Here is an 18,469-nt window from a genome sequence, read left to right as displayed (position 1 = left end):
TCATGATTAGGGGATCAACCCGCTGATTCCGTAGATTTCCGCAGAGAAAAATAATTGTTTTTTCTCATAAAAATTGCGCTACATTATATTGTTATACTTTTTAGATTTATGATATTTTGCGAACAATCAATTTTCATAGTTTCACATCGAGTGATTTTGCCTTTTCGCAAAATTGTATCGAGATGTTTTATTTTAATTTTTCCAGAGTTCTGGCATTTTTTGATCACGTAAAGGCACAAATACTAAGTTGTCATCTCTATCATCTGAATTTACAAAATGATGAAAACGTTTCTTTGTTTCTTCGTTTGCGATGGCTTGTTTCCACTCACATTCGTAAGCATCCACTAAAAATTGCATTTCTTTTTCTAAGTCATCAACAATATTTAAGCTGTCTTCGATAACCACTTTTTTCAATTGCTCTATTCCGCCTTCTAATTTATCTAACCAAGCAGCAGTTCGCATTAACGGAGCAGCTGTTTGTATGTAATAAATTAAGTAACGATCTAAATATTTTATAACCGTTTCATTGTCTATTTTTTCAGCTAATAATTGTGCGTGTCTTGGTGTTGCTCCACCGTTTCCACCCACATAAAGATTCCAACCACCTTCTACAGCGATAATTCCAAAATCTTTACCTCTTGCTTCTGCACATTCACGAATACAACCAGAAACACCACCTTTAATTTTATGCGGAGAACGCAACCCTTTGTACCTATTTTCTAACTCTATAGCAAAAGAAATACTTTCATCTAAACCATAACGACACCATGTAGAACCTACACAACTTTTTACAGTTCTTAATGATTTTCCATATGCATGACCACTTTCAAAACCTGCATCAATTAACTCTTTCCAAATTGCTGGTAAGTCATTTAATTCTGCACCAAAGAAATCGATACGTGCTCCACCGGTAATTTTTGTGTATAAATTATACTTCGAACCTATTTGTCCTAAAACAATTAAATCCTCTGGAGTTACTTCTCCACCCGCAATTCTTGGCACTACAGAATAGGTTCCGTTACGTTGTATGTTTGCTAAAAATTTATCGTTTGTATCTTGGGTAACGTCTTCTTTATTTGGAGTATCATTATATAAACTTGCAAAAATTGAAGAAACTAACGGCTTACAAGTTTCACAACCATGACCGGTTCCTGTAGCATCTAAAACCTCGTTAAAAGTAGTCAGTTTTTTAGCTTTTATAATTCCGTATAATTCTTGTCTGCTATATTCAAAATGTTCACAAATTACATTTTTTACAGTTTTACCAAGAGATTTCAACGTTTCGTTTACTAAATCTGTAACCATTGGTTTACAACCACCACAACTTGTACTTGCTTTTGTTGATGAAATAACGCCCGCTAAATCCTCACAAGAACCATCTTTAATAGCCCCACAAATTTGACCTTTACTTACGTTTTCACAAGAACAAATTTGCGCTTCATCTGGTAAATCTAATGCACTACCAAAAGCACCGCCTTCTGTTGCTGGTAATATTAATTGCGCAGCATCTTCTGGAATTGCCATTCCGTTTAAAAATACTTGATGCAACATATTATAGTCTGATGCATCGCCTACTAAGATTCCTCCTAATAAAGATTTACCATCTAAACTAACGTTAATTCTTTTATATAAATGCTGTGTTTTGTTTTCGAAAATAACAGAATGTCCTTTAGATGCAGGCATAAAAGGCTCTCCAAAACTAGCTACATCTACACCAATTAATTTTAATTTGGTAGACATGTCAATTTCGGCAGGCATTAATGTTTCGGTCTTACCTAAAATTTGATCTACAGCAACACCAGCCATATCGTAACCAGGAGCCACTAAACCATAAATCATTTGGTTGTACAAAGCAACTTCTCCGATTGCGAAGATATTTTCGTCGGAAGTTTTCATTTTATTGTCAACTACAATTCCGCCACGAACGCCCATTTCTAAGCCACATGTTTTACCAAGTTCATCTCTTGGACGAATTCCTGCAGAAACTACTAACATTTCTACATCTAAAACATCGTCTTCGCCAAACTCCATTCCCGTAATAGCATCGTCTCCTAAAATCTGGTTGGTTGCTTTACTTAAATGAATATTTAATCCTATCGATTCTAATTTTAATTGCAATACTTTACTACTTCTTGCATCTAATTGTCTTGGCATTAATTTAGGTGCAAACTCTACAATATGCGGTTCTAAACCCATATCCATAACAGCTTTACCTGCCTCTAAACCTAATAAACCCCCTCCTAAAACAGCAGCTCTTGCATTTGGGTTTTTCTCTTTAAGGTTTGCAGCATATGCTAACATACCTTCTAAATCTTCTATAGTTCTATACACAAAAACCCCTTCTTTTTCTACACCTTTAATTGGCGGAACAAAAGCAGAAGATCCTGTTGCTAAAACTAAGTAATCGTAATTAAAAACTCTGTTTTTAGCAGTAATTATAGTTTTTGTAGTTCTTTGAATGTCAGAAACTCTTTCATCAACAATTAAATCAATATCGTTTTCTTTATACCATTCTGCAGGTGCCATTTCTAAAGCTTTTGCATCTTGGTTCTCGAAAAACTCACTTAAATGAACTCTATCGTAAGCGGGTCTTGGCTCTTCACCAAAAACAATGATTTTAAAATCTTTAGATTGAGATTGAGTTGCAAATTTTTCGCAAAACTTATAACCAACCATTCCATTTCCTACAACTATAATTGTTTTCATAATTACGTATTTGAATAACAAAACTAAGTATTATTACTTATTTATACGTATTTAATTTTATAAAATTTACGTATTAATTAAATTATTATTGATTTAAAGAAATAAATACTTATAAATTTGATATTATTTAAAATTCAGCAATTAGAATTGTTAATAGTGTATTTACGCTTTATTTCGATTACAGTTTTTAATATCTTTGGCAATCACACCTAATTAATTTTTTTAAATGGACGATTTTTTACTGTATTTTAAAATGGGCTTAAACCATGTGTTAGATTTAGCTGCATACGACCACATCTTATTTTTAATTGTTTTGGCGGTTGTTTTTAGCTTTAAACAATGGAAAAAAGTTTTATGGTTGGTTACTTTATTTACAATTGGTCATTCTGTTACCTTGGCTTTATCTGCGTATGGTATTCTAAAAATTAAAATGGATATGATTGAGTTTGCGATTCCGGTAACCATCTTTATAACCGGACTTGTAAATGTGCTTACGGCTAAAAATGCGTCTTCAGGGAAACAAAATATCAACTTAATTTTTGCTGTGCTTTTTGGGTTAATTCACGGATTGGGTTTTTCTAACTATTTTAAAATGATGGTTGGTAAAGAAGAAAATAAATTGTTTCCGTTATTAGAATTTGCTTTAGGTATAGAAGCTGCTCAGATTATTATTGTTTTAGGAATCTTAATTATTGGTACACTTTTACAAAACTTTTTTAGAGTTAGCAGAAGAGATTGGATTTTAGTTTGTTCTTCTATTGTAATTGGTTTTGCTATACAAATGATGACCGATAGAGTATTTTGGTAAACAACAAAATTTTCGATTTTTTACTATTGATAACTTGTAAGCTGCGTTAGGGATTGCAGTGAAAATCCTTTTTATGAAGTATGAATAAAAAGATTGTAACGTAAAGCCCGACCTGTAAGGGAACGCACAAAAAAGAGTACTTAGAGAGCGTCTAAATAAATTTTGTCTTATTATTAACGTCTTATTTCTGTAAATATTTTTACTTTCGTTCTAGTATGACGGATAAGAAACAATTAAAGTACGATAGGGCTTATTTAAAAATGGCTTTTGAGTGGGGAAAACTCTCACATTGTAAACGTAAACAAGTAGGTGCACTCATTGTAAAAGGCAGAATGATTATTTCTGATGGTTTTAACGGCACGCCCACTGGTTTTGATAATTGTTGTGAAGACGATGAAGGAATTACAAAGTGGGAAGTTTTACATGCAGAGGCAAATGCCATTTTAAAAGTTGCTTCTTCTACCCAATCTGCAAAAGGTGCTACACTTTATATTACCTTATCTCCGTGTACACAATGCAGTAAATTAATTCACCAAGCAGGAATAAAGCGTGTGGTTTTTGCAAATTCTTACAGAGATACTTCTGGAATCGATTTTTTACAAAAAGCAGGCGTAGAAATTATGCATTTACCTTATGAAAAATAGTAACAACTTACCTATATATTTATCTTTAGCAGTTATTTTAGGTTTACTTATTGGTGTTTCTTTAAACGGAAGCCCTATGAATATTATGATGTCTCTTTCTAAGAATTCTTCGCAAGAAATGAAGATAAAGAAACTGATTAATTTTATTGAAAAAGATTACGTAGATACTGTAAATACAGATAGTTTATTAGATGGTGCCATAACGCAAATGTTGGGTAAGTTAGATCCGCATTCTGTGTATATACCTAAAGAAAATTTGCAAGCTGTTACAGAAAACATGCAAGGCAATTTTGTTGGTATTGGTGTGCAATTTAGAATGATAAACGATTCTATTACCGTGATACAACCTATAAAAGGTGGACCAAGCATAAAAGCAGGTATTAAAGCTGGTGATCGAATTTTAATGGCAGATAAAGATACGTTGTATGGTAAAGATATGTTTACAGATAAGGTGCCTGGTTATTTAAAAGGGAAACCAAATACTAAAGTTGCACTTCAAATTTATAGAAAAAGTACAGACTCTCTTTTTACAATTGATGTGACTCGTGGTAAAGTAAATATTAAAAGTGTTGATTTAGCATATATGATTAACGATTCTGTTGGTTATATTAAATTAGATCGTTTTGCTAGAAACACCTATACAGAATTTAAATCATCATTACATACTTTAATAGATGATGGAATGACCGATTTGGTCTTAGATTTAAGAGGCAATGGCGGTGGTTTTATAGACATTGCTAATAGTATTGTTGATGAATTTTTAGAAGACGATAAATTAATTGTTTTTACCAAAAACAACAAAAATAAAATTGAAGAGTCTTTTGCCACTTCTAGAGGTGATTTTGAAAAAGGTGGTTTGTATGTTTTAATTGATGAAAACTCTGCCTCTGCATCAGAAATTGTTGCGGGAGCTTTACAAGACAATGATAAAGGAACTATTATAGGTCGTAGATCTTTTGGTAAAGGTTTGGTACAAATAGAAATGGATTTAGGTGATGGTTCTGCAGTGCGTTTAACAACGGCTCGTTATTACACTCCAACAGGTCGTTCTATTCAGAAACCCTATAATCATAATGGAAATAAAAATTATTATAAAGATTTTCAGAACAGAATTACAAGCGGAGAACTACTAAGCAGAGACAGTATAAAAGTAGTAGATTCTTTAAAATTTACAACACCAAAAGGTAAAATTGTTTACGGTGGTGGTGGTATTATTCCGGATGTTTTTGTACCTATAGACACTACTTCTTACATGACCAATTTCTATTTTAACACTATAAATAATTTTGCTTTTGATTATGTAGATAACAATAGAAAAGCTCTAGAAAAATGGACCATAGACAGCTTTGTTACCGATTTTGATACAGATAAAAAAGTATTTAATTCTTATTTAACAGAAGTTAAAAACCGTGTAAAACCAAATACTAAAACCAAAGAAAGTTTAAAAAAATACTTAAAAGCATCTATTGCAAACACTCTTTTTGGCGATGTAGGTTTTTATAGAATTATGCACAAAGATGATAACATGATTCAGAAAGTATTAGAACTAGAAAGCCAGAAATAATTAATTCGGTTAGTTTGTATTAGTAAAAGACGGTTACTCATAGTTGTTAGCACTAAAATAATCTTTAATGGTACGTATTAATTTGCTATTGTATACATGCTTTTGCACCAATTAAAAATATAATATCTTTTCTAAATTATTTGTAGTAGTTATTAGTGTTTTAAAAAACCCATTACTCTTCTAAGAACTACAATAAACCTTACTTATAATTACAATCAATAAAACCAATTGTATAATTGGGTTTGATAATGAAAGTTTCCAAGTTTTATTCGACTTATATTGTATATTTGCAGACAATTTAGATTTAATCTATTTAAAATTATGATAAAAGTTTCAGACACAGCGAAGAAGAAAGTCGTAGAACTAATGACTGACGATGGCTTTAATGCCGCAACCGATTATGTTCGTGTTGGGGTAAAAAGTGGTGGTTGCTCTGGTTTATCTTACGATTTAACTTTTGATAATAAAAAAGATGAAAACGATAAAGTCTTTGAAGAGAATGGTGTAAAAATTATTGTCGATAAGAAAAGTTTTTTATATTTAGTAGGAACAACTTTAGAATACTCTGGAGGTTTAAACGGAAAAGGATTTGTTTTTAACAATCCAAACGCAAACAGAACTTGCGGTTGTGGTGAGTCCTTTAGTTTATAAATAAGTTCAAAATTTAAGATTTAAAATTCCGAGTTATGGCAACTGTTAAAATGTTCGAAGATTTAGAAATTTGGAAACTTTCCAGAGTTCTTTGTAACGACATAAATACAGTTGCTAATAATACAGAATTAAGAAAAGATTATAAGTTATATAGTCAAATAGATGGTTCTTCAGGTTCAGTTATGGATAATATTGCTGAAGGATTTGAAAGAAATGGAAATAAAGAGTTTATTCAGTTTTTATCAATAGCAAAAGCATCTTGTGGAGAAACAAGATCTCAATTATATAGAGTTTTTGATAGAAATTATATTAATGAAAAAGATTTTAATAAATTAAAAGAACAAGCACTTAAGTTGAGTAAAATGATTGGTGGTTTTATCAGTTATTTAAAAAAGAGTGACTTCAAAGGAAGTAAGTACAAGGATTAGCCAATACAACTTTGAATTTTAAACAAAGAACTTTGAACAATGAAATATACTGAAGAAGATTTAGAAAAAGAATTAGAAACCCAAGAATATAAATACGGTTTTTATACAGATATAGAAAGTGACACATTTCCTGTTGGATTAAGTGAAGATGTTGTTCGCGCAATTTCTAAGAAGAAAAATGAGCCAGAATGGATGACTGAATGGCGTTTGGAAGCTTATAGAGTTTGGGAAAAAATGGAAGAACCAGAATGGGCAAATGTGCATTATGAAAAACCAAAGTTTCAAGACATTGCGTATTATTCTGCTCCAAAAAAGAAACCTAAATTAAATTCTTTAGACGAAGTTGATCCAGAATTATTAGACACTTTTAAACGTTTAGGGATTTCTTTAGACGAACAAAAAAAATTAGCTAATGTTGCTGTAGATATTGTTATGGATTCTGTTTCTGTAGCTACTACTTTTAAAAAGACATTAGGTGAAAAAGGGATTATTTTTATGCCAATTTCTGAAGCAATTCAAGAACATCCAGAATTGGTTAGAAAATATTTAGGAACCGTTGTACCAACAACAGACAACTTTTATGCAGCATTAAATTCGGCAGTTTTTTCTGATGGATCTTTCTGTTACATTCCTAAAGGTGTTAAATGCCCAATGGAATTATCTACCTATTTTAGAATTAATGAAGGTGGTACAGGACAATTTGAAAGAACCTTAGTTGTTGCAGATGCAGGAAGTTATGTTTCTTATTTAGAAGGTTGTACGGCACCAAGTAGAGATGAAAATCAATTACACGCAGCTGTTGTAGAATTAATTGCAATGGACGATGCGGAAATTAAATATTCTACCGTACAAAACTGGTATCCTGGAAATAAAGAAGGTAAAGGTGGCGTTTACAATTTTGTAACCAAAAGAGGATTGTGTGAAACCAACGCTAAAATTTCTTGGACACAAGTAGAAACAGGTTCTGCAGTAACATGGAAATATCCTTCTTGTATTTTAAAAGGAAACAATTCTGTTGGTGAATTTTATTCTATTGCGGTAACCAACAATCATCAGCAAGCAGATACTGGTACAAAAATGATTCACTTAGGTAAAAATACCAAGTCTACCATTATTTCTAAAGGTATTTCTGCAGGACACTCACAAAACTCATATAGAGGTTTGGTACATGTTGGAGCTCGTGCAGAAAATGCACGTAATTTTTCTCAGTGCGATTCTTTATTAATGGGTAATTCATGTGGTGCACACACGTTTCCTTACATAGAAGCAAAAAACAAATCGGCACAAATAGAACACGAAGCAACTACAAGTAAAATTGGTGAAGAACAATTATTTTACTGTAACCAACGTGGTATCGATACAGAAAAAGCAATTGCATTAATTGTAAATGGATTCAGTAAAGAGGTTTTAAACAAACTTCCTATGGAATTTGCTGTAGAAGCGCAGAAATTATTAGAAATTAGTTTAGAAGGTTCTGTAGGTTAAAAAACTACAAATAGTTACTGTTTACTTGTTTACCTATTAAATTACATAAACAACGAATACAGTTTAAAAATATATAATTATTAAAATAATGCTGATAGCCAAAAGCTAAAAGCCAATAGCATAAAGAGAATGTTAAAAATAGAAAATTTACAAGCAAGTATAGACGATAAATCAATTTTAAAAGGATTGAATTTAGAAGTAAAAGCAGGTGAAGTACATGCAATTATGGGGCCTAATGGTGCTGGAAAAAGTACCTTGGCAAACATTATTGCAGGAAAAGAAGATTATGAAGTTACTGCCGGAACTATTGAATTAAATGGTGAAGATATTAGCGAATTAGCACCAGAAGAAAGAGCACATAATGGTGTCTTTTTATCTTTTCAATATCCTGTAGAAATTCCTGGAGTTTCTGTTACAAACTTTATTAAAACGGCTATTAACGAAACTCGTAAAGCAAAAGGTTTAGAAGACATGCCTGCAAAAGACATGTTAAAAATGATTCGTGAAAAATCAGAATTATTAGAAATAGACCGTAAATTCTTATCTCGTTCTTTAAACGAAGGTTTTTCTGGTGGAGAAAAGAAACGTAACGAAATCTTTCAAATGGCAATGCTAGAACCAAAATTAGCAATTCTTGATGAAACTGATTCTGGTTTAGATATTGATGCTTTACGTATTGTTGCAAACGGCGTAAACAAATTAAAATCTAAAGACAACGCAGTAATTGTAATTACACACTACCAACGTTTATTAGATTATATTGTACCAGATTTTGTACACGTTTTACACGATGGAAAAATTGTAAAAAGTGGAGACGCTTCTTTAGCTTTAGAATTAGAAGCAAAAGGATATGATTGGATTAAACAAGAACTAGTATAGTTCACAGTAAATCAGTAGCAGTTTGCAGTCAAAAAACTGCATGCTAAAACAGAAATAAAATTAAAATAGTTAGTCATTAAAGCAATTTATACATGTCATTGGTAAACTGCCAACTGAAGACTGACAACTGAAGACTGAAATAATGGAATTAAAAGAAAAATTAATATCATCATATGTAGCTTTTGAAAACGGAATTGACATTAATTCTGATGTTCATGAGATACGTTCTAAAGCATTTCAAAACTTTGAAGCGTTAGGTTTTCCTACCAAAAAGTTAGAAGAATGGAAATACACGTCTTTAAACTCAGTTTTAAAACAAGACTATAGTATTTTTCCTAATAAAGCTAATAACATTGAATTAGCCGATGTAAAGCAGTATTTTATACATGATATAGATACGTATAAAATTGTTTTTGTTGATGGTAAATACAGCTCGTTTTTATCTGAAACAACGCATGATACTGTAGATGTTTGTTTAATGTCTGCCGCTTTAACAAAGCCACAATACAAATCGGTTATAGAAAACTACTTTAACAAAGTTGCAAAACAAGATAATTTAACGTCTTTAAATACGGCATTTGCTACAGAAGGAGCTTATATTAACATTCCTAAAAATGTTGAAGTAAAAAAGCCAATTCAAATTATCAATTTTACTACAGGTTCAGAAGCTGCAACCATGCTACAACCTAGAAATTTAATTGTTGTTGGAGAGAATGCTCATGTTCAAATTATAGAACGTCATCAAAGTTTAACAAGCAACCCAGTTTTAACAAATTCGGTTACAGAAATATTTGCTGATAAAAGAGCTTTTGTAGATTATTACAAAATTCAAAATGATGATAATAATGCATCATTAGTAGACAATACTTTTGTAGAACAACAATCTAATACTGTTGTATCTGTGCATACTTTTTCTTTTGGAGGAAATATCACTAGAAACAATTTAAACTTTTATCAAAAAGGAGAATATATAGACTCTATCTTAAAAGGAATTACCATTATTGAAGGAAAACAACACGTAGATCATCATACTTTGGTACACCATATTGAGCCAAATTGTGAAAGTCATCAAGATTATAAAGGAATTTATGATGAGCGTTCTACAGCTGTTTTTAACGGTAAAGTAATTGTAAATAAAGAAGCTCAAAAAACAAATGCTTATCAACAAAACAACAACGTTTTATTAAGTGATAAAGCAACCATTAATGCAAAACCTCAACTAGAAATTTTTGCTGATGATGTAAAATGTTCTCACGGTTGTACTATTGGTCAATTAGATGATGAAGCTTTATTTTACATGCAACAACGTGGTATTCCTAAAAAAGAAGGAAAAGCATTATTAATGTTTGCTTTTGCAAATACGGTTTTAGAAAGCGTTAAAATACCAGAGGTAAAACAACGTATTACCAAGTTAATTGCAGAGAAATTAAATGTAAATATTGGTTTCGATTTGTAAGGCAACGCAGTTGCTTTTTGTATAAAGATTAAACCACGCTTTTTGCGTGGTTTTTTTATGCTCAACTATTTTTTGTAACTTTAAAAAAACAAAATTATGAACAAAACAATTAAAACAATTTTATTATCTGCAGGAGTAGTACTTCTTGTTTATGGAATTTACACAATGGTACAGCCAGAAACCGAAATTTCTATTGGCGATTTAGATTTAGTAAAAGCACAAGACAATACAAACTCTTATATTACAATAGCATTAGGAATTGTAGCTGTAGCACTTAGTTTGATAAAAGGAAAGGACTAAATAATTCAACCTATTTTTTTACAAATGGTATTATTCTTCAATAGCAGAAATAACACCTTTTAAAAACTCATTTTCATCAAAGTTTTTCAACCCAAAACGTACAATAACCATTTCTTGATCGGGTAAAACATATACCCTTTGTCCTTGAAAACCATCCGCATAATACATATTACTAGGCACATCTTTAAAGTGGTTTTCTGCATTTAACCAAAACTGAGCACCATAAGTTCCATCAGAAGTTGGTGTTGGTGTGGTTATATAATCTACCCATTTTTTTGTAAATAATTGTTCTCCGTTCCAATTTCCGTTTTTAAGGTATAAAAGACCGAATTTACCCCAATCTCTTGTCGTTGCCCAAGAATAAGAAGAACCTACGTAATTTCCGCTTAAATCGGCTTCTAAGAGCATAGAATTCATTCCTATCTTATCAATAAAATCTGAATACCAAAAATCTAAATATTCTTGATGTGTTTTAAAATAGCTTCTTAAAATTCCAGATAATAAATTAGTGGTTCCAGAAGAGTAATTCCAAGTTTCGTTTGGCTTACCAACCAAAGGTTTGTTTTCTTGCATTTTGGTCATATCTCTATCTAAAAAAAGCATTTTAGTAGCGTCAGAAATTTCTTCGTAATTTTCATCCCATTCCAAACCAGAATTCATTTGTAATAAATTACTAATGGTAATATTTTTTCGTTCATCTTTTTGCCATGACGCAATTGGTGCTTTATCATTTACACCCAATTTTCCTTGATGTTCTAAAACACCAAAAACAGTACTTAAAATACTTTTAGTCATGGACCAACCCAATAATTTTGATTCTTTAGAAAATCCATCGGCATATTTTTCTAAAACAATTTGATCTTTATAAATGATTAAAACCGCTCTTGTTTGGTTTATTGAATCAAACAAAAAATCTACAGAACTATCTATTTTAGCATAATCTAAATTTGCAAAAACCGTATCTTTTTGCGGTGCATCTCCATAAGGATACACCTTTAAATTATCCCTTTTTTTTCTTTTAGGTACTAGGTAATTGGCAGTTTCATCCTTTTCTGTTAAGGTTAAAACAGCTCCTAAACCTTTTCTATAAACTGCTTTTCTAGTTAATAAGCCAAACGCAGAAGAAATTGCTATTTTACTTTCTAAATCAATTGCATCAGAAGCTAAATTAACAGGCGCAAAATTATTATCTGTTTTGTCTGTAAAGGCTAAAGTTCTATTGGCAACAAAAACAGAAGAAGCAATATTTTTAGCAGAATAGCCAGATAACATATTCAATTTTGGATAATTATAAATTATTGTACTTAAAACAAGAATCAATACTAAAAGTAGAATCCGTTTAAAAATTTTCATGAGAAAAGAGTTTAGTTATGTAAAAATAAGAAAATCATATTGGCTTTTTTACAAGTTTAAAAAATCAACCTTTATCTTTGTCTTTTAAATTGATTTTGTATGATAAATGTTGATAAAATTCGAGAAGATTTTCCCATTCTAAAAAGAACGGTTCACGGAAAACCTTTAGTCTATTTTGATAATGCTGCCACTTCACAAACACCACAAGTTGTTATTGATGCCATTGTAGATTATTATAGCAATTACAATGCTAATATTCACAGAGGTGTGCATACTTTAAGTCAGGAAGCGACAGATAAATACGAACAAGCACGTATTAAAATTCAGAAACATTTTAATGCAAAAGAAGCTTATGAAATTATTTTAACTTCTGGTACAACAGACAGTATTAATAGAGTTGCCGCTGGTTTTGCAACCCTTTTAAATGCAGGTGATGAAATCATTGTTTCGGCATTAGAACACCATTCTAATATTGTGCCTTGGCAAATGTTGTGCGAAAAAACAGGCGCTATTTTAAAGGTTATTCCGATGTTAGAAGACGGTTCTTTAAACATGGAAGCTTACCATAATTTATTGAATGAGAAGACAAAATTGGTTTTTTGTAACCATGTTTCTAACGCATTAGGAACCGTTAATCCAATTGAAGAAATTATTAATGCTGCGCACAAAGTAAACGCTGCTGTTTTAATTGATGGAGCTCAGGCTACACCTCATATTAAACCAGATGTACAAGCTTTAAACGTTGATTTTTATGTAGCTTCTGCCCATAAATTATGTGGACCAACAGGTGTTGGAATGTTGTACGGCAAACAAGAATGGTTAGAAAAGCTACCTCCTTACCAAGGTGGTGGAGAAATGATAGCTACCGTAACTTTCGAAAAAACTACGTATGCTGGTTTGCCTCATAAATTTGAAGCTGGAACACCAAATATTTGTGGTGGAATTGCTTTTGGAGCTGCCATAGATTATCTAAATTCTATTGGTTTTGATGAAATCGCAGCGTATGAAAATGAACTTTTAGCTTACGGTACGCAAGAACTTTTAAAAATTGAAGGATTAAAAATTTACGGAACCACCAAAGAAAAAACTTCGGTTATTTCTTTTAATGTAAATGATATTCATCCGTATGATATTGGCTCAATATTAGATAAATTAGGAATTGCCGTTAGAACAGGTCATCATTGTGCACAACCCATTATGGACTTTTATAAGATACCAGGAACCATAAGAGCTTCCTTTTCATTCTACAACACAAAAGAAGAAATAGATGTTTTAGTTGCCGGCGTAAAAAGAGCAACAATGATGCTTTCATAATTGTCATTGCGAGGAACGAAGCAATCTGCTTAGTGTAAGCTACAAATTTTTATGTATTACGTTCTATAATATAAAAAAAGGTTGAGCAATTGCTCAACCTTTTTTTTGTACTTAATTGTATATATTTCTTACTGTAAAAGCGGTGAATAATTTGTTGTAAAATCTCCTGCTTTTGCCAAACCATTTGTTGCTGTTGTAAAGTTAGAACCAAATTTAGCATCCATAGCAGCTAAAATTTTGTTAGCCATTAAAGCATAACCTCTACCTGTTAAATGAACTCCATCTAAACTTACCAAACCACCCGTAACTAAACTTGTTGTCATGGTATAACCATCAAACATTATTCCTGTAGAAGCTTCTTGTAAAACACCCTTAAAATCTACCAAAGCAATATTATCATTTAAAGCAGCAGCATCTTCTATAATTGTATTATAAGCATCTGTAGCGGTTTTTATTGCTAATTGTTCTTGTGGTGTAAGTACCCACTTATCTTCTAAAGGAAGGGTAATTCCTTCTGCAGAAAACTGACCCGCTAAAGTTGCTGGTAAAAGTCCATTACTTTGAGCAATTAAAGTACCCGCTGCAGTCATATTTACTGTTCCGATTACTCTACTACTTGGTAAAACAAATAAATCATTAGAAGTTGCAGATCTTGCTTTTCCATATTGTTGCCCTAACAAATTAGCCACCAAAGGTGCCGCTGCAGCAGGTAACCCTATCGATTCTACAAAAGGAACAAAAGTTGGACTCGCACCTAAACTATTAGTAATTGCAGCAGTTAAATCTGTGGCATCTTCATCATATATAACTAAAGAATTTGTTTCTGTAGCAGAAAAAACAATAGCACGTTCTGGTTCTCCAGCACCTACATACACCTGATTAACAGCGCCAAAAACTGAATTTAATAACGGAATTTGAGCCTTTAAAGTTGGTCCAGTTTCTGCGTCATTAGGATCTAAAGGATTATAAGGCACGGTTGTAAAGTGTGCTAATGTTGTAATATAAGGTAGATTAGCAACTACTCCTTTTGCTCCACCAGAAGTTAAAGTTGCAATCATACCATTAAAAACATTTGCAAAAACTAAAGGGTTTGTAATATCATTAGATCCATACGTTGCAGGGTTTAAATTCCCTGTAGGATTTCCTTCAGATGGAGATTGATCTACACCAGTACCTCCAGAAAGTGCATAGCCTAAAACATCATTACCACCAATTTCTGATAATGTAAAAAATGTTGGTGACTGTGCCATTGCATCTCCTAAAACCGTTGCTGTAGATGAAGAAGCCATTCTTGCAAAATAAGGATTAGCTAACCCTGGTATAACGCCTGCTGAGTTACCATAACCTGCCGCTAATAAATGAAAGCTTTTTGCCCCAGGAATACCAAAATTATTTAAGCTACCGCTAACAGAAGAAGTAACTTCTGTAGTTGGTGTTGCTGTTAAAGATTCTGGCCCAGAACCATTAAAAAATAATCTTGGTCCTTGTATTACATTTCCTGAATACAATAACCCACCAATATTATCATTCATTAAAGGTTGATTAAAATCTCCTCCTCCGGCAGCTTTAAATTTTGATGCTAAGATATTAGGAAAAGAATTTTCTTGGGCTGCTTTAAACAAAGCTCCATCTGTAAAACCTGCTGTAAAAGAGGCTCCAATAGAAACGTATTTAGAAAAATCTAACCCATTTGCATTTAATTGAACTTCTGCTGCTACTTCTTCTGGAATTGTATCCAACTCATTGTTTACATCACAAGACATAAAACCAAGCGTTAAAAGAAACAATCCTACATATTTATAATTCTTCATTAAATTTTGTTTTTTTTTTAGTTATTAATTGTCCAAGAAAGGTAGTACTGAGAACCAATAGCACCAACACCAGGAGCACTTAAATATTCTTTACCTGTTAAATTAGCACCTCCTAATTTAAAAACAGATTTCCAAGTAGGCACACTATAATTAATTTGTGCATCTAATACTGTTCTAGATGCAATTGTTGCGTCTAAGAAAGTAGATTCCCATCTGTATTCATCTTGCCATCTTGCATTAATATTAAAACCAAAGTTTTTAAACAAATTGGTGTTTCCAAATTGTAATTTTACTTTGTGTTCTGGTGTATTAAACCCTGCTTCAAAATCTGGATCAGAAGCTTGATCAAAATCAAATTTAGAATACGTATAATTTAAACCTAGATTAAAATCATTAAAAACCTTTGTGTTTAAACCAATAGAAGCCCCATAAGAATTAATATCTGCTGCAGAATTGGTATAGGTTTGAAAACCTGCAAAATCACCATTTCCTATAGCTATTAAAGCTAAAGGAACATTAGCACCACCAGGACCTACAGGTGCCGTTTGTGTTAAGTTTACATCTCCATAAAAAGGAACTACCACATTTTTATTTGCGATAAAATCTTCATATTGATTGTAATACACACTTAAATCTACAGAAATATTAGAGTCTCCTGTTGGTACAATACCTCTATACCCAACCTCAAAAGCAGTTACTTTTTCTGGTTTTACCAATGCTACATTTGCATTTGTAGGTAAATTAGATTGATCTGCTGCAAAGGCCTCTACAGAACTTTGAGAAAAGGCATTTTCATAAGCCATTCTACCAGAAATAGAAGTAGTACTTCCTATTGGTGTAGTACCAAAATTATTAGCAATAAATTGACCTCCTCCACTAACAGTTAAAGGACTTGTAGTGTATCTATCTAAATTATCTGGTGCAGAACCTACTAAAAAACCTCTACCTGCATTTAAACCGATGTATTGATCTTGTGTTGTTGGGTTTCTAAAACCTGTTTGAAAAGAAGCTCTAAAGTTTTGATTTTTATTTTCGCCACCTGCGTAGGCAAATGAAATTCTTGGTGAAAAATTACCTTCAAAATTTTGTGCTTTGTCATAACGAATAGAAGCTGTAATTTTTAAACGATCTTCTTCTAAAAATTTCTTTTGTGCTTGTGTATACACACCATATTCATTGTATTCTATTGGACCGTCATAATCTGTAAAAATACTACCGTTAGAATTTAAAGAGTATAACCTGTATGAACCACCAACCTGAAACTCTGCCCAATCTGTAATATCTTGTAAGTTATAGTTTGCATCTGCATGATAATATTTAGTATTGTCTTGAAATTTAGCACCAGTAACTAAATCTGGGTCTTGTATTACCTCTTCAAAAGCGGCTTTAAAACCTGCTGATCCAGGAAGTAACCTACCCGATTCTGCCGTTTGTCTTGCAACTGCATGTGCTTGATCTGCCGTTAAACCTGCTAACGTTCCTTGTACAAAAGCTCCGGTATACTCTCCAAACCAAGTATTGTCATCTTTCCAAGCTCTATTAATATTAATAGCAGCAAAACGAGTATCGTAAGAATTACCTGCATCTTCACTAGTTACATAACCTCTAACAAAAAAGTTTTTACCTTTTACTTCTAATTTATGTTGCTCCATTAAGAAGTCTTTAATATTGTATCTGTTGGTACCTTGATAAATAGTGTTTCCGATACCAAATTTAGAATTCCATACAATTTCTAAACGATCATCTCCAAAAGGACGATAATTTAAAGAACCTCCAAATTTTACACTTTTTGCTTCATAAGTCATTAAATCTCTTTCATCGTACCCTGTTCTACTTACATTTTCGCTAGGCACTAAAGCTGCTGCACCAGATGGTAAAATACCTAACCCCTCTAAGGTTTCTGCAACGCCTCTTAAATTGGTAGAAACCTCATCTCCATAAACATTTAAACCATCGTAGTTTCTATCAGAATTTCTATCTCCAGAAGTATAACTGCCATCTTTTGTATTTCTATAATCTGTTGCATACCATTCTGTACCTTTTAAATAAGATAAGGTAGCTTTTGCAGCAAACTTATCTGAAAAAGCATATGCCATTCTAATATTTAGATCTTTAAATTCGTTGTCTCCTGCAGCATCTTGACTTGTAATTCCTGATTTTAAAGAAACACTAATTCCTTGATCTTCAAAAGGGCTTTTACTTGTCATAAACATAATACCATTAAAAGCATTGGCACCATATAATGCAGAAGATGCCCCTGGAAGTAATTCTACCGTTTTTACATCTAACTCAGACATACCTAACAAATTACCCAAGGCAAAATTTAATGCCGGAGATGAATTATCCATCCCGTCTACCAACTGCATAAAACGCGTATTAGAAAACGTAGCAAAACCACGTGTGTTAACAGATTTAAAAGTTAAACTATTTGTATTAATATCTACTCCTTTTAAATTTTCTAGGCCATCATAAAAACTAGGTGCAGATGTGTTTTTAATTGACCTACTATCCATTCTTTCTACCGTAACAGGAGACTCCATAATACGTTCTGGAGTTCTAGAAGCAGAAACAACTATTTCATCTAAAGAAGTTTCATTTTCAATTAAACTAGCAATTACTTTTTGATTATTTTTTGTAATTTCTATTTTTTCTGGATGAAAACCTAATACAGAAATCTCTAAAGTAAAAGGTGGTTTATCTGTAACCTGTAGTACAAAATTACCATCAAAATCGGTAGTAGTACCTACCGCTTTTCTTGAAATTTTAATATTAGCACCAGGAATTGTTTCTCCTGTTTTGGCGTCTTTAACAGTACCTGTAACCGTGGTTTGAGCAACCATGGCAACACTACTAAAAGCTATAAACGCTAGAAGTATCATTTTTTTTATCATAATTTGAATTATTTGTTAGCTAAATGCAAAATACAATTTTTTTTGAATAATTCAATAAATAGTGCTGTTTTTTAAGATTATAACAATAATACCCCGTATTTTTATCAAATAAAAAGTTCTAAAAACTACTCTTTTACATATTAGAAGAAACGGTTAGTTATTGTACATTTGTAATATCT

14 protein-coding genes are annotated in these 18,469 nt (G+C 32.0%); 10 read left to right on the top strand and 4 right to left on the bottom strand.

Going from position 1 to position 18,469, the window contains the following annotated elements; all coding sequences use genetic code 11:
* Nucleotides 1–192 precede the first annotated feature (192 nt).
* Complete coding sequence (nirB, locus tag WG951_RS11680; protein WP_105049632.1) at nucleotides 193–2,706, bottom strand: nitrite reductase large subunit NirB; 2,514 nt, start codon at nucleotides 2,704–2,706, stop codon at nucleotides 193–195.
* Nucleotides 2,707–2,932: 226 nt separating this feature from the next.
* Between nirB and WG951_RS11675 the strand changes: the two genes are divergently transcribed.
* The 9 genes from WG951_RS11675 (at nucleotide 2,933) to WG951_RS11635 (ending at nucleotide 10,921) form a co-directional block, all read left to right on the top strand.
* A complete protein-coding gene (locus WG951_RS11675; RefSeq protein ID WP_105049633.1) occupies nucleotides 2,933–3,514 on the top strand; it encodes a HupE/UreJ family protein in 582 nt (193 codons plus the stop codon).
* Nucleotides 3,515–3,729: 215 nt separating this feature from the next.
* Nucleotides 3,730–4,158 carry a deoxycytidylate deaminase gene (locus WG951_RS11670; RefSeq protein WP_105049634.1) on the top strand — a complete coding sequence of 143 codons (429 nt, stop codon included), beginning with the start codon at nucleotides 3,730–3,732 and terminating at the stop codon, nucleotides 4,156–4,158.
* Nucleotides 4,148–5,722 (top strand): S41 family peptidase, encoded by a 1,575-nt coding sequence (locus tag WG951_RS11665; protein ID WP_105049635.1) that lies wholly within the window; start codon nucleotides 4,148–4,150, stop codon nucleotides 5,720–5,722. The genes WG951_RS11670 and WG951_RS11665 overlap by 11 nt, the downstream gene beginning before the upstream one ends.
* A 321-nt stretch (nucleotides 5,723–6,043) precedes the next feature.
* Entirely contained in the window at nucleotides 6,044–6,373 is a 330-nt protein-coding gene (locus WG951_RS11660; protein ID WP_105049636.1) for a HesB/IscA family protein, read from the top strand.
* 35 nt (nucleotides 6,374–6,408) lie between these two features.
* The gene (locus WG951_RS11655) at nucleotides 6,409–6,801 is read left to right on the top strand and encodes a four helix bundle protein (RefSeq protein ID WP_105049637.1); all 393 of its coding nucleotides are present in this window, start codon (nucleotides 6,409–6,411) and stop codon (nucleotides 6,799–6,801) included.
* A gap of 39 nt (nucleotides 6,802–6,840) precedes the next feature.
* On the top strand, nucleotides 6,841–8,286 hold the full coding sequence (gene sufB, locus WG951_RS11650; RefSeq protein WP_105049638.1) for a Fe-S cluster assembly protein SufB: 1,446 nt from the start codon (nucleotides 6,841–6,843) through the stop codon (nucleotides 8,284–8,286).
* A 129-nt stretch (nucleotides 8,287–8,415) separates the two neighbouring features.
* On the top strand, nucleotides 8,416–9,165 hold the full coding sequence (gene sufC / locus WG951_RS11645) for a Fe-S cluster assembly ATPase SufC (RefSeq protein ID WP_105049639.1): 750 nt from the start codon (nucleotides 8,416–8,418) through the stop codon (nucleotides 9,163–9,165).
* 142 nt (nucleotides 9,166–9,307) lie between these two features.
* Nucleotides 9,308–10,621, top strand: a complete 1,314-nt coding sequence (gene sufD, locus WG951_RS11640; RefSeq protein ID WP_105049640.1) for a Fe-S cluster assembly protein SufD — start codon at nucleotides 9,308–9,310, stop codon at nucleotides 10,619–10,621.
* Nucleotides 10,622–10,717: 96 nt separating this feature from the next.
* Nucleotides 10,718–10,921: a hypothetical protein gene (locus tag WG951_RS11635; protein WP_105049641.1), complete on the top strand. Its 204-nt coding sequence runs from the start codon at nucleotides 10,718–10,720 to the stop codon at nucleotides 10,919–10,921.
* Between the two features lie 30 nt (nucleotides 10,922–10,951).
* On the opposite strand, the gene WG951_RS11630 is transcribed toward WG951_RS11635, so the two are convergent.
* A complete protein-coding gene (locus WG951_RS11630) occupies nucleotides 10,952–12,274 on the bottom strand; it encodes a serine hydrolase domain-containing protein (protein ID WP_105049642.1) in 1,323 nt (440 codons plus the stop codon).
* 99 nt (nucleotides 12,275–12,373) lie between these two features.
* On the opposite strand from WG951_RS11630, the gene WG951_RS11625 reads away from it, so the two are divergent.
* Nucleotides 12,374–13,588: an aminotransferase class V-fold PLP-dependent enzyme gene (locus WG951_RS11625; protein ID WP_105049643.1), complete on the top strand. Its 1,215-nt coding sequence runs from the start codon at nucleotides 12,374–12,376 to the stop codon at nucleotides 13,586–13,588.
* A gap of 128 nt (nucleotides 13,589–13,716) precedes the next feature.
* Here the strand turns inward: WG951_RS11625 and WG951_RS11620 are convergent, their stop codons facing one another.
* Nucleotides 13,717–15,399, bottom strand: a complete 1,683-nt coding sequence (locus WG951_RS11620) for a G-D-S-L family lipolytic protein (RefSeq protein ID WP_105049644.1) — start codon at nucleotides 15,397–15,399, stop codon at nucleotides 13,717–13,719.
* A 17-nt stretch (nucleotides 15,400–15,416) separates the two neighbouring features.
* A complete protein-coding gene (locus tag WG951_RS11615) occupies nucleotides 15,417–18,278 on the bottom strand; it encodes a TonB-dependent receptor (protein WP_394365384.1) in 2,862 nt (953 codons plus the stop codon).
* Nucleotides 18,279–18,469: the final 191 nt, after the last annotated feature.

The sequence above is a fragment of the Polaribacter butkevichii genome (assembly GCF_038024105.1).
Taxonomy (GTDB): Bacteria; Bacteroidota; Bacteroidia; order Flavobacteriales; family Flavobacteriaceae; genus Polaribacter; species Polaribacter butkevichii.
The sequence above is the reverse complement of the archived record's forward strand: the minus strand, read 5'-3'. Positions and strand labels throughout refer to the sequence as shown.